Consider the following 17,683-nt stretch of genomic DNA (forward strand, 5'->3'; position numbering starts at 1 on the left):
GAAGGAAAGAGCAACGCATCAAAGTAAAAAATAACGATCTCCGAGGAGGAGGCCGCCATGTCTGATAGTGATCGCAAAGTATTTCCCGTGGAATCCGTGCTGGCCCTGGTGGTGGGCAAAGAGGGCGTGGACATCAAGGATATCGCCGGTTATGTGGTGGGGCGCTCCATCGCCTGCGACTGCTGCGCCAAGGCCGTGGGGCCGTTCGCGGCGGCCTGGCTGGCCCGCTGGTACCCCAAATTCATGGACCTGACCTGGAGCGAGGACCAGTCCTGGGAAGGCTTCGTCACCCGTGGGCGCGGCATGCTGGGCGACAATGTCTCACTGACCCCGATGGACGGCCGTACCAAGGCCCTGGCCGGCCAGACCCTGGATTATCTGGCGGATACCTTCGCCAGTCTGTCCGCGCAGACCGCCGCCGTGGTCAAGCTGGAAGAGCGCGTGCGTGAACTGGAACCCGCCGAGGCCCGCGCCGAGGCGCTCCAGAAAAAATGCGACGAGCTGGAAGCCAAGATCAAGACCATGAATTCCGACATGGGCGGCCTGCGCAAGCAGGTGGCCGAATTCCAGGGCAAGGTGGCCGTGAGCCATGACGACCTGATGCAGACCATCAAGGACGCCATCAAGGACGGCCTCAAGGGCATGGTGGTGGGCGGTGTGGCCGCCGGTGCCGCCGTAGCCGGGGCTGACGCCGCAGAGGCCGCGCCCGCTGAGGAAAATGCGGTGCCGGATGATTTCGGTTTCGGTGCCTCCGGTTCCAATTCGGACGGCTTCGGTTTCTAGCCGCTGTTCGGACTTTGTGAATGCAAAACGGCTCTTCCGCCTTGGCGGAAGGGCCGTTTTTTGCGGAAAGGACACGCGGACGCGTTGCGGCCGGGTTCAGAGCGGAGCCGCGTAGATGCGCGAGCTTTCGCCCCAAGGGCGCCAGCCTTGCCCCAGATAGGCAAAGCCGTAGCGTTCGTAATAGCCGATGTGTTCCGTGCTGAGATAGATTTTGCGGAAACCGAGCCGCCAGGCGTCAGCCTTGGCGTAATCCAGCAGTCGGCGGCCGTATTCATGGCCCCGGTGTTCCCGCGCCACATACAGCGCGCAGATCCAGGGTCAGAGATCCATGCGGCTGATGAAATCATTAGAGCATTTCAACTTTGAAAATGTTGAAATGCTCTGGTGGCCGAGTGAGCGGACGCCCGCGCCTGAAGCCAAGGCGGGACCACGTTCCCGCCGCAGGGTGAGGGCAGCGTCAGCTTTGAAATTGGCACAATTTCAAAGTGAATTCACTCTAGGGATCAATCCGGCGCAACCCGCAAGCGTCTCTCCGTCGCGCAGCAGATACCACTGGGGCAGGGGGCTTGGGCTGCCCAGGCAGTGCCGGACGCAGTCCTCATACATGATCTCATTGTTGCCGCCGCCCCAGGCCTGTTGCAGAAAGGCGATGGCGGCATCCGCACAGCCCGGCTGCGCGCGGACGGAAATGATTTCCATCCCACCTCCAAAGAATCTTTAACCCTTGAAGTGCGTCAGTAGCGTTCCGGCATGAAATGCGGCGGCAGCGTGTTTTCCGGCTGCTCGGCCAGCTTTTCGCGCAAAAGGCGGATCACGGCCAGCGCGTCGGCCAGATCCCGCTCCACCTTGTCCAGCTGGGTCTGCTGGGCCGTGAGCGCGGCGTTAAGTTGCCTGAGCTGTTCTTCCTGAAAGAAGCTCAGCTCCTCCAGGCGGGCCAGACGTTGTTCCGGATCGGGCATGGTTTTCTCCCTGGTTCCCTGTTTACGCCGCACTGGCGCGTCCGGGCTTTTTCAGGCACACTGGCCCGGACGCGCCCGGCGTTTTGTCCGGGGCGGACGATAGTTGTAAGGGGGCGACATGGCTGCGCATGGTCCACAGACGCCGGACAATCTCCGCAACCAGCTCAAAGGGCGTTCCGGTCTGCGGCGACTCTGGAATGCCTGCCGCTATTCCCGCGACGGCTTTACGGCGGCCTGGCGGGACGAGCAGGCTTTCCGCCAGATAGTCTGGGGCTGCCTCGCGGGCCTGCCGCTGGCCTGCTGGCTGGGCCAGGCCTGGGGCGACCGCGTGCTGCTGGCCCTGGTGTTGGTAGTGGCACTGCTGGTGGAGTTGCTGAACAGCGCCATTGAAAACGTGGTGGACCGCATTTCGCCCGAACTGCATCCCCTGTCCAAAAAAGCCAAGGACATGGGCAGCGCCGCGCAATTCACCGCCCAGATCTGTATCCTCGTGGTCTGGGGCACGTATCTGATCGGTCGCTTTTTTTAAGGAAGCGCTGATTCATACTCTTTTTGTCCTCTGCCTGTGCCAGGCCCACTCCCTCCGCCCGGTGTTCGCCTTGCTTTAGCCGTAGGCTCAAGCAAACCGCCGACGCGACAACGACTTGCGCCCTTGGCAGAGAACAAAAATCTTCATTGATCAGCGCTTCCTGCGATCTTGCCGGTTTTCGGACCTGCGCATGCCCTGAGGCTTGCGAGGGCTCTCCGCCGTTTCCGCCACCGGCATGAGAATGCGATGCTGGCGCAGCCGGGCCGCGTCGCTGCGGGCCACTTCAATATCTTCACCGGCTTCATTTTTAGCACAATAATACATAGCCGTGGCAATGGTGCCCGGCGTGGGGATGAAGCACTGGGTCTGGCGCGGATTCCAGCGGCGCTGGCGCAGCCAGTGGGCCAGGGCATACATGTCTTCATCCGTGCAGCCGGGAAAGGCGCTCATCAGATAGGGCACCACATACTGCTCACGTCCGGCGGCCCGGCTCTGGCGGACGAAACTCTCCAGAAAGGCCTCGAAAACCGCCAGCGGGGGTTTGCGCATCAGGGCCAGCACCGAGGGCGCGCAGTGTTCCGGGGCCACTTTGAGCTGCCCGCCCGTGAACTCGCCGGTATAGGCAGCCAGAGCCTCGGCATCGCGCAGGGCAAGGTCCGCGCGCACGCCGCTGGCGACACGCACCTGTTTGACTTCGGGCAGAGCCGCCACCGCGCGCAGCAGTTCCACATGCTTGCGCTGCGGGGCCACAAAGGCCTTACAGACCGTGGGAAAACAACAACTGGAACGGCGGCAGCGGCTTTTGCGCATGCCGGTCGGGCCGTCGCTCCCCGCCTTGGTCCCCGCGTCTTCCAGAGCGCAGTGGGCCTGCCACATATTGGCTGTGGGGCCGCCCACGTCGGAAATGGCCACGCCAGCCTTGCTCCGTCTGCCGGAGGCCGCGTCACGGCCCAGAGCGCGCGCCTCGGCCAGAATGGAGTCCGCCGAGCGCGAGCTGATGTGGCGCCCCTGATGCAGGGCCAGGGAACAGAACGAACAGCCTCCGCCGCAGCCCCGGTGGCTGGTGATGCTGGTGCGCAGCATTTCCGCCGCCGGAATAGGCTGCGTATAGACGGGATGGGCCTCCCGGCAAAAGGGCAGGCTGTAGAGTTCGTCCATTTCCGCCGTAGTCAGGGGCGCGGGAGGCGGGGCCAGAACCAGGGCGCGGCCGTCCACGGGCTCAAAGGCCCAGGCGTCGCCCCGGTGCACCTGCTGTTCCAGCATCTGGGTCAGTCTGAGCAATTGTTCCGGTTCGTCCAGCAGCTGCTGATGGCTTGGCAGGGTCATCAGCGGCGCGTCCGCCAGCGTGGCGGGCGGCTTGGCGGGTCGGCCCTCGGCGTTCAGTTTGTCAAGCCAGGCCGTGCCGGGAATTCCGGCCAGCACGTTCGCGCCCTGGCTCTGGTCCCGGCCCTGATTCCGGTCTTGATCCAGGCGGCGGGCACATTCCAGAATAGCGCGTTCGCCCATGCCCCAGACCAGCAAGTCAGCCTTGGCGTCCATAAGAATGGGGCGGCGCAGGGCGTCGGTCCAGAAATCGTAATGGCTGACCCGCCGCAGGGAGGCTTCAATGCCGCCCAGCACCAGGGGCAGGCCGGGAAAGGCCCGGCGCGCCAGGTTGGCGTATACCAGGCAGGCCCGGTTGGGTCGCGCGCCCGCCTTACCGCCGGGGGTGTAGGCATCGTCATGGCGTTTTTTGCGAAAGGCCGTGTAATGGGCCAGCAGGGAGTCCAGGGCTCCGGCGCTGACGCCCGCGAACAGGCGGGGCCGCCCCATGACCAGCAGGTCGTCGGGGCTGTCCCAGCGGGGCTGGGCCACCAGGCCGGTGCGGAAGCCGTGATGGATCAGCCAGCGCGCCAGCAGCACGCAGCCGAAGGAAGGATGGTCCACATAGGCGTCGCCGTTGATCAGCAGCACGTCCAGTTCGTCCCAGCCCAGGGCGAGCATCTCTTCGCGGGACATGGGCAGAAAGCGGGGCTGGGCCAGGGCTGCCGGACCTCCCGAACCTCCTGGATGGCGCAATCGTGTCGAATGGTCGGGCCGGGCCGGGGCATTTGCCGTATCCGGCATATTTTCCGCGAGAGCGCCGGGCCGCCATTTTTTATCCGGCCCGCACGGCATCGTCCGGGAACGCGGGCCGGGGTCGGCTTGTCCGTATGCGCCTGCATCCGACGGCGCTGAAATGTCGGGAAATTGGGGACAATGCGGCTGGCCTTGAGTCTCCGCATTTCGGGGAGCGCTTTGACGACGCGGGCGTGGCCGGGCTCCGCGCGCGGGGCGTTCCCGGCGGGCCGGAGAAAGAGGCGCGCCGGACGTTTCCGGCCGGCGCGGGGAAGCTGCGCCCGCTTCTTCCGTGCCAGGCGTCGTTGCCGGACGCCAGGGCACGGGAAAAGGCGGGGCCTTGTGTTTATCAGCGGCCATTGGGCGGCGTAACCAGAGGCATGTCCGCGCTGTCCGGCGACGGAATCATGGGATCGCCGGGCATATTGTTCATGGGAGCGCCCATCTGGGGCGGCATGCCGCCCATGCCGGGCTTCATGCCCGCCGCGTGGCCTTTGAGAAATTCATCCCATTCCACGCGGTCAATGGCGCCGTCGCCGTTTTTGTCAATGACGACAAAGGCGCTTTCCTTCATATTGGGGAAAGAGGCCTGGAATTCTTCCAGAATCACTTTGCCGTCCTTGTTTTTATCCATTTCCTCGAATTTGTCCTTTGAGGCCGCCTTGGCCGGATCGTCGGCCGCCCGGGCCTGAAGGGCGGGCAGAGCCAGCAGGCCCGCCAGGGCCAGCAGGGCGAACATCCGCAACAAAACCGGCAGGGCCGGAAAACGCAGTACACGCGTCATAATTTGCTCCTTATACGTGGATTTTGTCTTGCCCGCGCCGTGCGGCGCGAAACAATTCTTTCGGCGGTCGGAGGGCCGCCGATTTTTTTAGTATCGGCCAATCCGTCGTCCCTGTCCAGCCTCTTCGGCGGCCAGGGCCGTGGCCGTTGGCACGCGAAGCGCGCCATACGGCCATCGAGAGCAGGGCGAGCATCTTAAAAACGTTGAGAATGTCAATTCTCAACCTTGATCTGCTCTAGGAAAAATTTTCGCCTTCGCGCTCCACGCGGTCGATGCAGACCTTCAGGTCGTCGGGCTCGCCCTGTTTGTGGTCCTCGGGATAGAGCAGGGCGGACATGTAAAAGACCGAATTGAGGCCCAGCGCATTGCGGGCGCTGCCCGAAAAACGTTCCAGGGCCAGAGCCAGGTTGAAGCGCAGTTCGCCGGGCAGTCCGGCCAACAGGGGCTTGGCGTCCTCGCCCAGGGCGGCGAGCATTTCGGCTTTTTCGCGCATTTTGGCGTTGTGGCCGGGCGTGTTCCCGGATTCAAGCAGGCGCAGGGCCTCGGCCTCCACGGCCATGATCCTGTCATGGCGCTCTCTGAGCCATTGGATGAGCCCGGCCAGGGTTTCAGCGGTATTCTGATCGGACATGTCGTCCTCCTTTTGAAGAATAGACAAAAGCCCGGCCAAGAGGCCGGGCTTTTGCAACAGCGGTTAATCCCAGTGGCGCTTGTCCTCGATGGGCCGGATCTGCGGCGGCAGGCTGCCCGGAGCCAGAACGCGCAGTTCGGGGCGCAGCTTGATTTTTTCGCGGAACTGGTGCAGCAGCTCCTCTTCGCGCTTGAAGCCGCTGGTTTCGATGAACAGCGTCATTTCGTCGATGCCGCCGGGGTTGGTGACCTCGATCTGCCAACGCTTGATCTCCTCGAAACGGCTCATGACCTGCTCCACCTGATGCGGGTAGACGAACATGCCCATGATGCGGGCGGTGGTGTCCACGCGGCCCACAATGCTGCCCAGGCGCGGGCTGGTGCGGCCGCAGGCGCAGGGGCTGCGGTCGATGTAGGAAAGGTCGCCCGTGGCCAGGCGGATCAGCGGATACGTCTTGTTGAAGGCCGTGACCACGATTTCGCCCACTTCGCCGTCCTTGAGCGGAATGCCGGTGTCCGGATGGCAGATTTCCACATAGCAGCGGTTGGCGATGTGCAGGCCGGTCTTGTGAAAGCATTCATAGCCGATGCAGCCCACGTCCGCCGTGCCGTAGCCCTGGCGCATGATCAGGTCGTATTTCTTTTCCATCTGGGAGCGCATTTTTTCCGAGAGACGCTCGCCGGTGACGAAAGCCACTTCCAGAAAAAGATCCTTGCGCAGATTCAGGCCCTTTTCCTCGGCCTTCTGGGCCAGGTGCATGAGGAAGCTGGGCGTGCCCACATAACCGGAGACGCGCAGCTTTTGCATGATGTCCAGCTGGGTGGCCGCGTCGGACGGCCCGGCCGGGATCACCGCACAGCCCAGGTTGCGCAGGGGTTCTTCAAACATCAGGCCCGCGGGCGTGAGCTGGTAGTTGAAGGTGTTCTGCACCGCGTCGCCGGGGCGGAAGCCCACGGAATAGAAGGCTTCGGTATAGCCCCAGTAGTCCTCTCCCCGGTCTTCGGGATCGAAGATGGGGCCGGGCGAAAGAAAGATGCGCTTGAGTTCGCCGATGTCCTTGGTCAGCAGCCCGCCCAGACGCGGCCCCATGGACTGCAGAAAGATCAGTTCTTTCTTTTTCAGAATGGGGATGTGCTTGATGTCCGAGAGAGTCTTGAACTTCTCCACATTGAACTGCGCGCGGTCAAAACGCTTTTTGACGTCTTCCGAATAGCGGTAGGCGTAAGAGAGCAGATCCTTGAGCTGGATCAGGCAGTATTGGCGGCGCTCGCTCTCGTCGAGCACTTCACGGCGGCTGTAAATGCCTTCAGTACGGTCTTTGCGGGTCATGACGTTCGCCTTGTAATATTGATGGGAGGCACCATATGTAAGCAATGATCTGTACTATTGCAAGTATTTTTTTATTTATATTGATATTTCAATATGTTATATGCAAACAAAAATGATTCTTGATCATGCTCACGGCGATAGACCCGTTCAATGGGCCAGCTCCCGCATGACATCTAGCACCATATCCTGTGGGCGCCTCTTGCAGGCCTCAAATAACGGTCCGTTTCGGTCGATGACGGCCTCCATGTCTTCGACAAACCAAGGCGCCGCGCCGCGTCCGGCATGCAGATAACCCACCAGCCAGAGCGCTATGCCCTTCTCCGAGGCCCAAGGGCGTCCGGCGCTTCCGTGCACAAGCTCGTGGCAGGCAAGGGTAGTCATAGTGTAGCTTTGGCCTGGTACAATCAGGGTTTTTTTGAGTTCAATCCAGATCTCCATGACCCTGGCCTGGGGGCGCGTCTCGCACTGCCTGTGCAGTTGGCTCAATGCCTCGTCAACCCATTCCGGATTCAGACTTTCCTGGCCGGTTTTGCGGGCGGCGTAGCCGTCGAAGCAAAGGAACGCGGGGGAGAGTTCCCGAATATGAGCAGTCGGGCGTGTAAAATCGGCGCACGTGCTCTCCGGATAGGTGTTCGATTCGCAGGCCGTGAGCGCCGATAAAAGCAAAAGCGGCAGGAAAAAGCGGCGCACGTATCCTCCCTACGTGGTTGCGCCCGGAGCACCGGCGGCCGGGTCGATTTTGGCTTGCCGGGCTTTTTCCTGGTCCACGGCGCGCTGCTTCAGGCTGTCGTAGACCGGCGGCGAATTCAGGCAGTTGGCGGTCAGGGCGGCCAGATAGGATGTGACCACAATGGCCGGGGCGTTGTGCAGCGAGCCGGTCATTTCGATCAGCAGGGCCGCGCCGGTGAGCGGCGCGCGCACCGTGGAGGCAAACAGCCCGGCCATGCACAGAATAAGCAGGGTGGCGCCCTGTTCCGGGCCGATGCAGTTCAGGGAGAGCAGGGCCGAGGCCGCGCAACCGCCGGCCAACGCGCCGCCGAGCAGCATAGGCATGAGCAGGCCGCCGGCCACGCCAGAGGCGAAGCTCACGCAGGAAAACAGGATTTTGGCGGCCAGCAGCAGCAAGAGCGCGCCCAGCGGCAGGGCCAGGCCTTCCAGATCCAGCGCGCCCGGACCAAAGCCCACCAGCACCTGGGGGTAGAAGTAGAGCAGCAGGCCGCTGATCAGAAAGGGGGCCAGCACGCGCACGGGCTGGGGCATCAGCGGGCTGCGGTCGGCCCAGTGGGTCAGGCGGATCAGGATGGCGTTGTAGGCCGCGCCCAGCATGCCCACCATGCCGCCCAGCAGGGGCACGATCCACCATTGCAGCAGGGAGAGCGTGCCCGTATTGTGGAAGGGAAAAACCCGCCCGAAGCCGAAGAGCACTTCGATCACAAACCAGGCCGAGGCGGCGGCCAGCGCGGCAAACAGCAGCATGGGCGCGCTGATCACGGTTTTCATTTCCTCAAAGGCGAAACAGAGCCCGGCGGCCGGAGCGCCAAAGGCCGCCGTGAGCCCGGCCACGCTGCCGCCGATGAGATAGCGCGGCATGGTCTGGGCCTTGTCGTCATGCCAGATGCGGCCCACGCCGCAGCCCACGGCCGCGCCCATCTGGATGCAGGGCCCTTCGCGGCCCACGGAAAGCCCGCCGCTCAAGGACACCAGGGTGCCCACGAATTTGGCCCAGATGACCGTGACCCAACGCATGGGCAGATGCCCGGCCACGGTCAGCTCCACCTGGGGGATGCCACTGCCGCTGATCAGCGGTTCATGCCGTAGCAGTTGCCAGGCCAGAAGGCCGAGCAGAACCAGCGCCACGAAGATGCTCAGGCCCACCAGGGGGTCGGACAGGCTGTGGTCGTGCACATAGCCCACAACCGCCGTGTTGATCAGGGTGTAGGTCTGGCGAAACAGGCCGATCACCGCGCCGGTGATGCCGCCCGTGACCAGGGCCTGCAACATGAGCCGCCACACGCCCAGGGTGCGCAGGGCTTGCATTTCACGTAAAATCGGGGGGACTGAGGCACGAAATTGCACGGGAACTCCTTGGCTGGGCTGCAAACAACGCGAGTATGGCCGGAAGATGCGCAAGATTCAAGTTTTCGCGGGAAATTTCCCCAAAAAAGGCTTGCCAAAGCCGCGCCAAGCGGGTACAAGACTTTTCCACATGGGCCGAGGTAGCTCAGTTGGTAGAGCAGGGGACTGAAAATCCCCGTGTCGGCAGTTCAATTCTGTCCCTCGGCACCACATAGAAATCAAGGACTTACGTTGTATAAACGTGAGTCCTTTTTCTGTTTCTACAGTATTGTGGTCCCTTCATGGTCCCTTGCTCGTGGTGGTGGCCTACACGTAAGTGTTCGAAGCTTCACTCTTTGCGTTTCCCCTTATGCCTTTCCCTTCCTGCCATGCATCTGGGCAGGAGCGCCCGCCTGGGCCCTCATTCAACGACATTCCTGTGGCCATTCTGACACACGTCGCCAGGGCACGCACACCGACACTCAAGGACGTGGCTGTGGCCATTACGACGGCCGTCAGCCAAGCTATGGAGCGGGCGCTTCCTTTCACGCCGGCGTAGCCGGCGATCTCCAGGGAGGCGCGGCCTTCCCCTCCCCGCACCCCTCCTTCCAAAAAAGACAGGGCAAAACATCCTGGTTGGCAGCCGAGTGGCCGAGCGGCTGCGGGTCCTTCCTAGGACCTCGGGCGAGGGACGGAACGCCGGCCCCGAGAGTTCGGGGATTTTGTGGGTTTTGTTTCCTGGGAATCCGGGATCGTTCCGGCGCGACAAAGGTGAAGCAACGTGCGGCGCTCCAGATCCCCGAAGTGCCTGTGCCCCTGGAGGTGCGCCATGGCTGATAATGACCAGTCACCTCTGGACGCTATGGCCGCCCGGGTGGCCGCCAAGGTGCAAGACGAAACCGCACAGCAATCATCGCCAGACGCCGAGGCCGTCACGCCAGACTTTGTCTCCCGATGCTCCAAATTCAACGAGAAGGGCGACGGCATTCTGCACAGCGCGCTGTTCCGTGGTAAGTTGGTATACGTACCGGAGATCAAAACTTGGTACACTTGGACCGGCCAGCACTGGGAGACCACGCACATCCATCGGGTGGAGGCGTCCGTTGAAGAGGTGGGCGTCAAGTACAGGGAGATCGCGGCGCACTATGACAAACTGGCCACGGAGGCCCGTGACGCTGGTGACACCGAACAGGCGGCTCGCCTGGGGGCTGCGGCAGACCGCCTGACCAAGAGAGCTTCTTATCTTAATAGCTCCCGCGGTGTGAACGCCTGCATCAAATTTACGCTGGCCAATGTCGACCCGTTGATCACCAAGCCGGACATTTGGGACGTGGATCCCTGGCTGCTGGGTGTGACTAACGGAGTGGTTGATCTGCGCACGGGAGAGCATCGCCCAGGGCGGCCGTCCGATTATATGCGCCGGGCCTGCCCGGTGGAATGGAAGGGGCTCGATACACCGGCGCCGATGTGGGAACAGAGCCTGTCCGAAATCATAGGGGCGTATGAGGGGGTAATTGATTATCTGCACAAGGTGCTGGGTTACGCCATTACCGGGCAGTCGACCGAGCCTTTGTTCCTCATGCTCTATGGCGACCGCGGCCGCAATGGCAAGACCGTCATCATGGAGACGCTGAAAAAGGTGCTGGGTCCCTATATGGGGCCGGTGCCAGCCGAGATGCTGCTGGACCGCAACGTGCCCAAGGACCCGGACAGCGCGTCGCCTACCATCATGAACCTTAACGGCCTGCGCATCGTCTGGGCCTCGGAGACCAACGAAAACCGGCGCTTCAGCACATCGCAAGTCAAGCTGCTCTCCGGCTCCGACTCCCTGACCGGCCGCTATCTCTGGGACAAAGAAAACACCGAATTCCGCCCCACGCACACCCTGTTCCTGCTGACCAACTTTCTCCCCAGGGCGCCCGCGCATGACACCGCGTTCTGGGAGCGCCTTAAGTTGCTCAACTTTCCATTCCGTTTTGTGGACCAGCCAACCGGCGAGTTCGACCGGCAGCGGAACCCCAAGCTGGAGAAACAGCTGGAGGAGGAGCTGCCCGGCATTCTGGCCTGGCTGGTGCGGGGCTGCCTCATGTACCAGAAGGAGGGCCTCATCCCGCCACCCAGCATCACGCAGTCCACGGCGGAATACCGGGTGGAAGAGGACACTATGGCGCTCTTTATCAGTCAGTGCCTGGAGACCGCGACTTCAGAGGATCGCCTTAATGCCACGGAAGTCTATGAAATCTATCACAACTGGTACAGGCGCTACATCTCCGCAAAGACCGTGCCCTCTATGCACCTTTTCGGTCGCCAGCTGTCGGCCAAGGTTGAACGCCGCAAAGTGGGCGGCCACACCTACTACTTCGGCGTGGCCATTTCCGAGGAAGGGGAGAAGTTCCGTCCGAAGTCAGGCTCTTAGGAGCTTATGACGTTGCCAGGATATTTTCAAAAGGAAGGGCCTGCGCCGATGTTTTTATATACCGCTAGGATAGGTGCGTCAGGACAAAAGGACATCTCCCCGGAAGGGCCAACGCGTTAACGGCTATAGCGATTTGTGTGCATGTGTCCGCGTTTACGTCCTATTGTCCTGTTTCTTGAAAGATAAAAAAAAACAGGAAGATATGGACAGGAGATTTTACAGGACCTTTCAAGACCTTTGGAGGTTTGGTCATGCCAGCCGATATCACCGACCTGTTTCGTGAGCACGGCCTGACCCCTGTCAAAAAAACCGCCAAGGAATGGGCGTCTCCCTGTCCCTGCTGTGGAGGAAAGGATCGCTGCCAGATCTGGCCGGAGCAGCAGGAGGGGCGCGGCTACTACTGGTGCCGCCAGTGCGAGGCCAAGGGGGACGGCATCCAGTTCCTGCGGGACTATGCAGGCATGAGTTATGCCGATGCCTGTAAGCGGGTAGGCGTGGCTCCGGTGGCCAACCTGAAGGCGCCCTCGCTGCCCCCGGTCCGGCGGGCGGAAACCTTCCAGCCCGTGGCCAAAGATCTGGGCCAGCTGGAGGGCGTGAACCGACCGGTCTGGCAAGGCCGGGCCGCGGCTTTCGTGGCTTGGGCCACGGAGCACTTGATCAATACTCCGGCCCAGATGGCCTGGCTGGCCGCCCGCGGTATCGATGCGGCAGCGGTGCGACGTTACCGGCTGGGCTACAACCCTGGCGAAAAGGGCAACAACAGTATCATCCGCCCTCGGGAAGTTTGGGGCCTGCCGTCTCTGACCAAGGAAGACGGCAAGCCGAAGAGGCTCTGGTTGCCCAGGGGTATCGTGATCCCGCAGATCCTTCCCGGCCCGGCTGGTGCCAGCGTGGTGCATCGGGTCCGTATTCGCCGCCTCGATGCTGACCGGGAAGAGTTCAACCCCAAATTGAAATATTTTGTCGTGCCCGGATCCGCCATGGACGTCCTCTGGCTGCCGTGCACCACGTCACTCTATGAGGGCGGGGGAATCGTGGTGGTCACCGAGTCCGAGCTGGACGCCATCCTGCTGCACCATCTGGCCGGAGATCTGGTGCACTGCGTGGCATCCATGACCAGCAATATCCGGAACCTTTCGCGGACCGTTTTCGACCGCCTGCAGGATGCGCTCTGCATCCTGGTGGCCTTGGACATGGACAAGGCCGGTGCTGAAGGTTGGCCCCGCTGGGAGGCCACCTTCCCCCGCGCCAAGCGCTGGCCGGTGCCCACAGGTAAGGACCCGGGCGAGGCCTTCGCCGCGGGCGAGGACCTGCGCCTGTGGCTTCAGGCAGGCATTCCTGCGGGGCTCCGGATGGCTACGCCGTCAGGACCCCGGCCTGATATGCCCTTGCAGGTGGAGGGGCGCGAAAAAGCAAGGCCCGTGCCGCCGCCGGATGTGCTGCAGCTGGACGCCATGTGGCAGGAGATCCCCATCACCTATACCCGGTTCCAAGATGAGGGCGGCAACTGCGTCGGTTTCAGCTGGGATTACGATTACGCCTGGGCGGCAAAGCATCGGGCAAAAGTGGACGCATTTCTGCAACTGGTGGATCGCTCGCGGGACATATGGGACTGGCTGTCACGCAATCCCGAAAATCTGATTACGGCCAAAAATTTTTTAAACTACAGACTGGAGGTGCCCGATGTGTGGTGACCAGCGGATTTATCTGGCGTCGCCGTATAGCAGCGACGAGCAGACTGTGCGCGAATATCGATACCGGATTGCCTTGAAATTTACTTCTGCTCATCTGACGCATGGTCGGGCCATATTCAGTCCGATTGTCAATGGCGTGTCGCTATCCGGCACAAGGGACCATCTGTGGGGATTTGTCCACTGGAAGGACTACGATCTCAGCTTCCTGCAGCATTGGGCCACGGAACTTTGGGTTTTGTGCCTGGGCGGCTGGGACGAGAGCGAAGGTGTGCTGACGGAAATCAAGGAGGCCCAGGAACTCGGACTGCATGTGTACTTTCTGGAGGAGGCCGATGTCTGATCTGCGTATTGAACTCTGGCCCCTGGAACACCTGCACTCGTATGGCCGCCAGCTGAAGGACCGGGATACGGCCTTGCCGAAAATGGTGGAGGCCCTGCGGACCTGGGGTTTTCGCGTGCCGTTGCTGGTGACTGCGGACGGCGAAGTGGTCGACGGCGAGATCCGTCTGGAGGCTGCCCGCGAGCTGGGCATGACCGAAGCGCCGGTGCTGGTGCAGGACGATCTGACCCCCACGCAGGTCCGGACCTTCCGGCTGCTGGTGAACCGCAGTGCAACTTGGGCGGACTGGAACGACGAAGCGTTGCGGGCCGAAATGGCCGAACTGCGCCTGGAGCTGGACAACCTGTCTCTGACCGGTTTTTCCGACCGGGAGCTGGACGCCTTTCTGGCCGGCACGGTGGCCGACAACGAGAAAGATCCGGACGCGGTGCCCGAGGAGCCCGAGGTGCCCACCAGCGCCCTGGGAGATGTCTGGCTGTTGGGCATGCATCGACTGATGTGCGGCGATGCGACCAAACCAGCAGATGTGGCCACGCTGATGGCCGGGGAGCAGGCGGATCTGGTCTGGACCGACCCGCCGTACAATGTCGATTACAAAGCCAAGGCGGGCAAAATCAAGAACGATAGGATGTCTCCGGAACAGTTTGACGCCTTCCTGCGCCGCCTGATGATCTCCGCGTCCGACATCTTGTGCGACGGCGGGGCCATCTACGTGGCCCACTCCGAGGCCGGTGACGGCATGGCCTTCCGCAAGGCGTTCCATGCTGCGGGCTTCTATTTGTCCGCCGTGGTCATCTGGCGCAAGAACCAGCTGGTACTCTCCCGCAGCGACTACCACTGGCAGCACGAACCCGTCCTCTACGGCTGGAAGCCCACCGGCAAACACACCTGGTACGGCGACCGCAAGCAGACCACCCTGTTCGAGCACTTCGCGGGCGTGCCCATCATCCGCGTGTCGGACAATGTCTGGCAGGTGGCCTGCGGCGATTCCATCCTGCGGATCAGCGGCAAGGACGTCATGGTGGAGGAGTTGACCTCGACCATCGTCAGTGCGCCCAAGCCCCAGAAGTCCAAGCAGCACCCGACTATGAAGCCCGTGGCCCTGGTGGAAAAAATGGTGGCCAACTCATCTCCCCGGGGCGGCCTGGTGGCGGACCTGTGCGGCGGCTCCGGCACCACACTGATCGCCGGTGAGCGCTTGGGGCGTCGCTGCAATCTCATGGACCTGGATCCGCACCACGTCGACGGCACCATCCTGCGCTGGCAGGAATACACCGGCAAGGTCGCTGTGCATGCCGTCTCCGGTCGCCCCTACGAAGCTCTGCCGCAACTCGAAGCCCTGGAGGCATCCCATGACTGACGATCTGGATCTGCTGGCGCTGGCCGAGAAGAGCGCCGAGAACGATCTGGCTTTCCTGATCCGGGCCAAGGAAGACACCAAGCGACTGATGAAACAGAGCCCGACCCAGGACAACATCGCCGCGTTCAAGAAGGCGAAGGCGGCCGTGGCCGACGAAGTGGCCCGACTGCAACAAGGAGGCGGTACATCCATGCGAGTGTTCAAAACGCAGCTGGATGCTGCGGCATTTCTGCGCGACCAAGGTTTTAAAATCTCGAAGAGCCAGTTCAACCGCGATGTGCAGGCCCGGAAGGTGGCCAAGAACGCGGACGGCAATTTTGAGGAAGGCGCGCTGATGGGCTACGCGGCCGCGCATCTGGATCCCATTGCCCAGGCCGAGAACCGCGCCCTGTCCGACGCCACCGTGGGCCGCCTCACCGCTGACGCCGAACTGAAACGTTATACCGCTGAACGCGCCCGTCTGAAGCTGGCAAAAGAACAAGGGGAGCTGATGCCCCGCGCTGCACATGAGGAGGAGCTGTCCGCCCGGGCGCTGTTTTTCAAATCCGAGATTGGGTCCTTCGGCTTCCGGAAGGCCAGCGAGATCATCGCCCTGGTGCACGGCGATGAAAGCAAACTGCCCGAGCTGATGCGCTGGTGGGATGACAACACGGCCGACTGGATGGACGCCTGGGCGGCGGACCGCGACTTCGGCACAGCCGTCGACGAGCTGCCCGATCAAGCGCTGCCCCTGGAGCCTGATGGAGAAGCCTGATGTTCCGCTTCACCCCCGGCGAACGCCATATCTTCCGCAAGCGACCTTACGTCTCTCTATCGGACTGGTCGGCATCCAACCTGATCGTCAAGGATGGTCCCTACGCCGGCGCCCGCTACCGCAAGGACGTCAATCCGTACCTTGTGGAGATCATGGACACCTGGTCCTTGCCCGGCGTGGAGGAGGTGGACGTCTCCGGTTCCGCTCAGACCGGCAAGACCCTGGTCATGCACGCGGCCCTGGCCTACTCGGTGGACCGGCGCCCCGGGCCGCGCATGCTGGCCATGCAGGACGACGACGCGCTGGGAAAGGTGGTGGCCAACAAACTTCTACCTATGTTCAAGGCCAGCCCTGTCACCAGGACGGAGCTGCGCAAAGTCAAGGCATCCCAGATTTCATTTCGGGACAGCACATCCCTGTTTCTGGCCAGCGCGCAGTCGCCGTCGCAGCGTGCCTCCATCTCAATCCAAGACCTGATGCTGGATGAAGAGGCTCTGTACAAGCAGATTGCCGGGCAGGGCGTACCTGTGGCCGAGTTCCTTGAGCGCACCAGATCCTACTCCCGCACACGCAAGATACTCCGCGTGTCCAAGCCCATCGGCGGCGACGAATGCAGCATCGTGCAGGCCCTGGAAGAGTGCGACGAGGTGCGTCACTTTGAGGCGCGCTGTCCGGCCTGCATGAAGTACAACCAGCTCGAGGAGGCCGGCCTGGCGCTGGCGGAAAAGTGCAGCGACCCCAAGGAAGTGGAGCGCCGCAAGCTGGCCCGCTACAAGTGCTCTCACTGTAACTACCCCTGGACCGACTATCTGCGCGACCGGGCCGTGGGCATGGGCCGGTGGGTGGCGGATGAGCCCGTGCCCCATCCGCGCAAGGTGGGATTCTACCTGCCTGCCATCCTGTCCAAGAACGTCTCATTGTCGGAGATCATGGCCGAAAAAATGCGCGCCGAGGCCTCCGACGCTCTGGCCGTAAAACAGCAGTATGTCAATGGGATGTGGGCGCTGCCGTATCAGGCTGTGGAAATGGAGACCGAGGAGAGCCGGGTCCTGGAGCGGGTGGACCTGGAACTGCCCGCCCGGACAGTGCCGGGCGACGTGGTGGCCCTGACCGCCGGGGTGGACGTTCAGAAGCGCGGCTTCTGGTACACGGTCTACGGCTGGCGGCCGGACCTGTCGTCGGCGCTCATCGACTACGGCCGCCTGCCGGAGTGGGATGCCGTGCATGCCTTGCTGCATGAAACCCGCTACGACTTTGAGCCCGACTCTCCCAGGAGCGGAGAGAGCCTGGGCCTCTGGCGCGCGGGCATGGACTCGGGCGGTACACGCGGCAAGGATGACGTGGTGTCCCGCACCGAGGAGGTCTATAACTACGTGCGCCGTCATGGCGCCGGGAAGGTGTTTGCCTGCAAGGGGGCATCACATGAGTCGCATACCCCGGTGCGCGCCACCATGATCGACCGCCTGCCCAGCTCCCGGATCCGCATCCCCGGAGGCCTCTGGCTCTATCTGTTGGATACCTACTATTTCAAGAGCCTTATCTTCGCCCGCCTGGAGCCCGATGCGCGTCAACCCATGACCCTGCACCGGGAGACGGACCAGTCCTTTGCCGCGCAGATCTGCGCCGAGGCCCTGGTGCGCGACCGTAACGGCAAGCTGGCCTGGGTGCGGAAAAATCGGAACAACCACTATCTGGACTGTACCGTCATGGCCAGCGCCTGCGTGGACGGGGCTTGGTTGCCCAGCTTTCAGATGATCGTGGAACGCGAGCTTTTGGCCGCGGCCCAGGCCCGGCTGGTTCGGCCAACCGGGCCGGAAGCCCGGGGCGTGGATCTGCGGGCCGGCATGTCCGCCCGGCCGCCTTTGCCCGCTCGCGTGCTGCCGGGCCGGGAAGCGCCCCAACGCAACCGCCCCGGCTTCCTGCGAGGCCGGGGCGAGTATTAGGAGACCTCC

Annotated in this window: 17 protein-coding genes and 1 tRNA gene; 9 read left to right on the top strand and 9 right to left on the bottom strand. The window is 62.6% G+C overall.

Annotation, left to right across the window (positions count from 1 at the left end):
* Positions 1-57: 57 nt before the first annotated feature.
* Entirely contained in the window at positions 58-783 is a 726-nt protein-coding gene (locus HMPREF1022_RS07355; RefSeq protein WP_009302595.1) for a hypothetical protein, read from the top strand.
* 96 nt (positions 784-879) lie between these two features.
* On the opposite strand, the gene HMPREF1022_RS18530 is transcribed toward HMPREF1022_RS07355, so the two are convergent.
* From HMPREF1022_RS18530 to HMPREF1022_RS07370, 3 genes are all read right to left on the bottom strand, one after another.
* Positions 880-1,095: a GNAT family N-acetyltransferase gene (locus HMPREF1022_RS18530; RefSeq protein ID WP_332248523.1), complete on the bottom strand. Its 216-nt coding sequence runs from the start codon at positions 1,093-1,095 to the stop codon at positions 880-882.
* A gap of 168 nt (positions 1,096-1,263) precedes the next feature.
* Positions 1,264-1,482 (bottom strand): hypothetical protein, encoded by a 219-nt coding sequence (locus HMPREF1022_RS07365; protein ID WP_009302597.1) that lies wholly within the window; start codon positions 1,480-1,482, stop codon positions 1,264-1,266.
* A 35-nt stretch (positions 1,483-1,517) separates the two neighbouring features.
* On the bottom strand, positions 1,518-1,742 hold the full coding sequence (locus HMPREF1022_RS07370) for a SlyX family protein (protein WP_009302599.1): 225 nt from the start codon (positions 1,740-1,742) through the stop codon (positions 1,518-1,520).
* A gap of 118 nt (positions 1,743-1,860) precedes the next feature.
* Between HMPREF1022_RS07370 and HMPREF1022_RS07375 the strand changes: the two genes are divergently transcribed.
* Positions 1,861-2,271, top strand: coding sequence for a diacylglycerol kinase (locus HMPREF1022_RS07375; protein WP_009302601.1), 411 nt, complete (start codon positions 1,861-1,863; stop codon positions 2,269-2,271).
* A 150-nt stretch (positions 2,272-2,421) separates the two neighbouring features.
* Here HMPREF1022_RS07375 and HMPREF1022_RS07380 read toward each other — a convergent pair whose 3' ends face one another.
* From HMPREF1022_RS07380 to HMPREF1022_RS07405, 6 genes are all read right to left on the bottom strand, one after another.
* Entirely contained in the window at positions 2,422-4,269 is a 1,848-nt protein-coding gene (locus HMPREF1022_RS07380; protein ID WP_009302602.1) for a YgiQ family radical SAM protein, read from the bottom strand.
* A gap of 448 nt (positions 4,270-4,717) precedes the next feature.
* Complete coding sequence (locus tag HMPREF1022_RS07385) at positions 4,718-5,152, bottom strand: calcium-binding protein (protein ID WP_009302603.1); 435 nt, start codon at positions 5,150-5,152, stop codon at positions 4,718-4,720.
* Positions 5,153-5,387: 235 nt separating this feature from the next.
* Entirely contained in the window at positions 5,388-5,783 is a 396-nt protein-coding gene (locus HMPREF1022_RS07390) for a hypothetical protein (protein ID WP_009302604.1), read from the bottom strand.
* A gap of 63 nt (positions 5,784-5,846) precedes the next feature.
* Positions 5,847-7,112 (bottom strand): phenylacetate--CoA ligase family protein, encoded by a 1,266-nt coding sequence (locus HMPREF1022_RS07395; RefSeq protein WP_008683254.1) that lies wholly within the window; start codon positions 7,110-7,112, stop codon positions 5,847-5,849.
* A gap of 147 nt (positions 7,113-7,259) precedes the next feature.
* Positions 7,260-7,802, bottom strand: a complete 543-nt coding sequence (locus HMPREF1022_RS07400; protein ID WP_008683255.1) for a hypothetical protein — start codon at positions 7,800-7,802, stop codon at positions 7,260-7,262.
* Positions 7,803-7,811: 9 nt separating this feature from the next.
* Positions 7,812-9,188 carry a chloride channel protein gene (locus HMPREF1022_RS07405; RefSeq protein WP_009302605.1) on the bottom strand — a complete coding sequence of 459 codons (1,377 nt, stop codon included), beginning with the start codon at positions 9,186-9,188 and terminating at the stop codon, positions 7,812-7,814.
* 134 nt (positions 9,189-9,322) lie between these two features.
* On the opposite strand from HMPREF1022_RS07405, the gene HMPREF1022_RS07410 reads away from it, so the two are divergent.
* The 7 genes from HMPREF1022_RS07410 to HMPREF1022_RS07440 all read left to right on the top strand — a co-directional run bounded on the left by HMPREF1022_RS07410 (position 9,323) and on the right by HMPREF1022_RS07440 (position 17,674).
* Positions 9,323-9,398 (top strand) — tRNA-Phe (locus HMPREF1022_RS07410).
* A 598-nt stretch (positions 9,399-9,996) separates the two neighbouring features.
* Positions 9,997-11,583 carry a DNA primase family protein gene (locus HMPREF1022_RS07415; RefSeq protein WP_009302607.1) on the top strand — a complete coding sequence of 529 codons (1,587 nt, stop codon included), beginning with the start codon at positions 9,997-9,999 and terminating at the stop codon, positions 11,581-11,583.
* Positions 11,584-11,834: 251 nt separating this feature from the next.
* The gene (locus HMPREF1022_RS07420; protein WP_009302608.1) at positions 11,835-13,277 is read left to right on the top strand and encodes a primase-helicase zinc-binding domain-containing protein; all 1,443 of its coding nucleotides are present in this window, start codon (positions 11,835-11,837) and stop codon (positions 13,275-13,277) included.
* Positions 13,267-13,617, top strand: coding sequence for a DUF1937 family protein (locus HMPREF1022_RS07425; protein WP_009302609.1), 351 nt, complete (start codon positions 13,267-13,269; stop codon positions 13,615-13,617). The genes HMPREF1022_RS07420 and HMPREF1022_RS07425 overlap by 11 nt, the downstream gene beginning before the upstream one ends.
* Positions 13,610-14,977: a DNA modification methylase gene (locus tag HMPREF1022_RS07430; RefSeq protein ID WP_009302610.1), complete on the top strand. Its 1,368-nt coding sequence runs from the start codon at positions 13,610-13,612 to the stop codon at positions 14,975-14,977. The genes HMPREF1022_RS07425 and HMPREF1022_RS07430 overlap by 8 nt, the downstream gene beginning before the upstream one ends.
* Entirely contained in the window at positions 14,970-15,731 is a 762-nt protein-coding gene (locus HMPREF1022_RS07435) for a hypothetical protein (protein WP_009302611.1), read from the top strand. The genes HMPREF1022_RS07430 and HMPREF1022_RS07435 overlap by 8 nt, the downstream gene beginning before the upstream one ends.
* A complete protein-coding gene (locus HMPREF1022_RS07440; protein WP_009302612.1) occupies positions 15,731-17,674 on the top strand; it encodes a terminase gpA endonuclease subunit in 1,944 nt (647 codons plus the stop codon). Before HMPREF1022_RS07435 ends, HMPREF1022_RS07440 begins: the two co-directional genes overlap by 1 nt.
* The last annotated feature ends 9 nt before the right edge of the window (positions 17,675-17,683 follow it).

The sequence above is a fragment of the Desulfovibrio sp. 6_1_46AFAA genome, from assembly GCF_000224635.1.
GTDB classification, from domain to species: Bacteria; Desulfobacterota; Desulfovibrionia; order Desulfovibrionales; family Desulfovibrionaceae; genus Desulfovibrio; species Desulfovibrio fairfieldensis.

What these genes read in the sequence shown, in the direction of transcription:
- HMPREF1022_RS07440 (WP_009302612.1), top strand. Translation starts at nt 15,731, where the DNA reads ATGTTCCGCTTCACCCCCGGCGAACGCCATATCTTCCGCAAGCGACCT.
- HMPREF1022_RS07380 (WP_009302602.1), bottom strand. Translation starts at nt 4,269, where the DNA reads ATGTCCCGCGAAGAGATGCTCGCCCTGGGCTGGGACGAACTGGACGTG.
- HMPREF1022_RS07370 (WP_009302599.1), bottom strand. Translation starts at nt 1,742, where the DNA reads ATGCCCGATCCGGAACAACGTCTGGCCCGCCTGGAGGAGCTGAGCTTC.
- HMPREF1022_RS07435 (WP_009302611.1), top strand. Translation starts at nt 14,970, where the DNA reads ATGACTGACGATCTGGATCTGCTGGCGCTGGCCGAGAAGAGCGCCGAG.
- HMPREF1022_RS07385 (WP_009302603.1), bottom strand. Translation starts at nt 5,152, where the DNA reads ATGACGCGTGTACTGCGTTTTCCGGCCCTGCCGGTTTTGTTGCGGATG.
- HMPREF1022_RS07365 (WP_009302597.1), bottom strand. Translation starts at nt 1,482, where the DNA reads ATGGAAATCATTTCCGTCCGCGCGCAGCCGGGCTGTGCGGATGCCGCC.
- HMPREF1022_RS07425 (WP_009302609.1), top strand. Translation starts at nt 13,267, where the DNA reads ATGTGTGGTGACCAGCGGATTTATCTGGCGTCGCCGTATAGCAGCGAC.
- HMPREF1022_RS07430 (WP_009302610.1), top strand. Translation starts at nt 13,610, where the DNA reads ATGTCTGATCTGCGTATTGAACTCTGGCCCCTGGAACACCTGCACTCG.
- HMPREF1022_RS07395 (WP_008683254.1), bottom strand. Translation starts at nt 7,112, where the DNA reads ATGACCCGCAAAGACCGTACTGAAGGCATTTACAGCCGCCGTGAAGTG.
- HMPREF1022_RS07420 (WP_009302608.1), top strand. Translation starts at nt 11,835, where the DNA reads ATGCCAGCCGATATCACCGACCTGTTTCGTGAGCACGGCCTGACCCCT.
- HMPREF1022_RS07390 (WP_009302604.1), bottom strand. Translation starts at nt 5,783, where the DNA reads ATGTCCGATCAGAATACCGCTGAAACCCTGGCCGGGCTCATCCAATGG.
- HMPREF1022_RS07415 (WP_009302607.1), top strand. Translation starts at nt 9,997, where the DNA reads ATGGCTGATAATGACCAGTCACCTCTGGACGCTATGGCCGCCCGGGTG.
- HMPREF1022_RS07355 (WP_009302595.1), top strand. Translation starts at nt 58, where the DNA reads ATGTCTGATAGTGATCGCAAAGTATTTCCCGTGGAATCCGTGCTGGCC.
- HMPREF1022_RS07375 (WP_009302601.1), top strand. Translation starts at nt 1,861, where the DNA reads ATGGCTGCGCATGGTCCACAGACGCCGGACAATCTCCGCAACCAGCTC.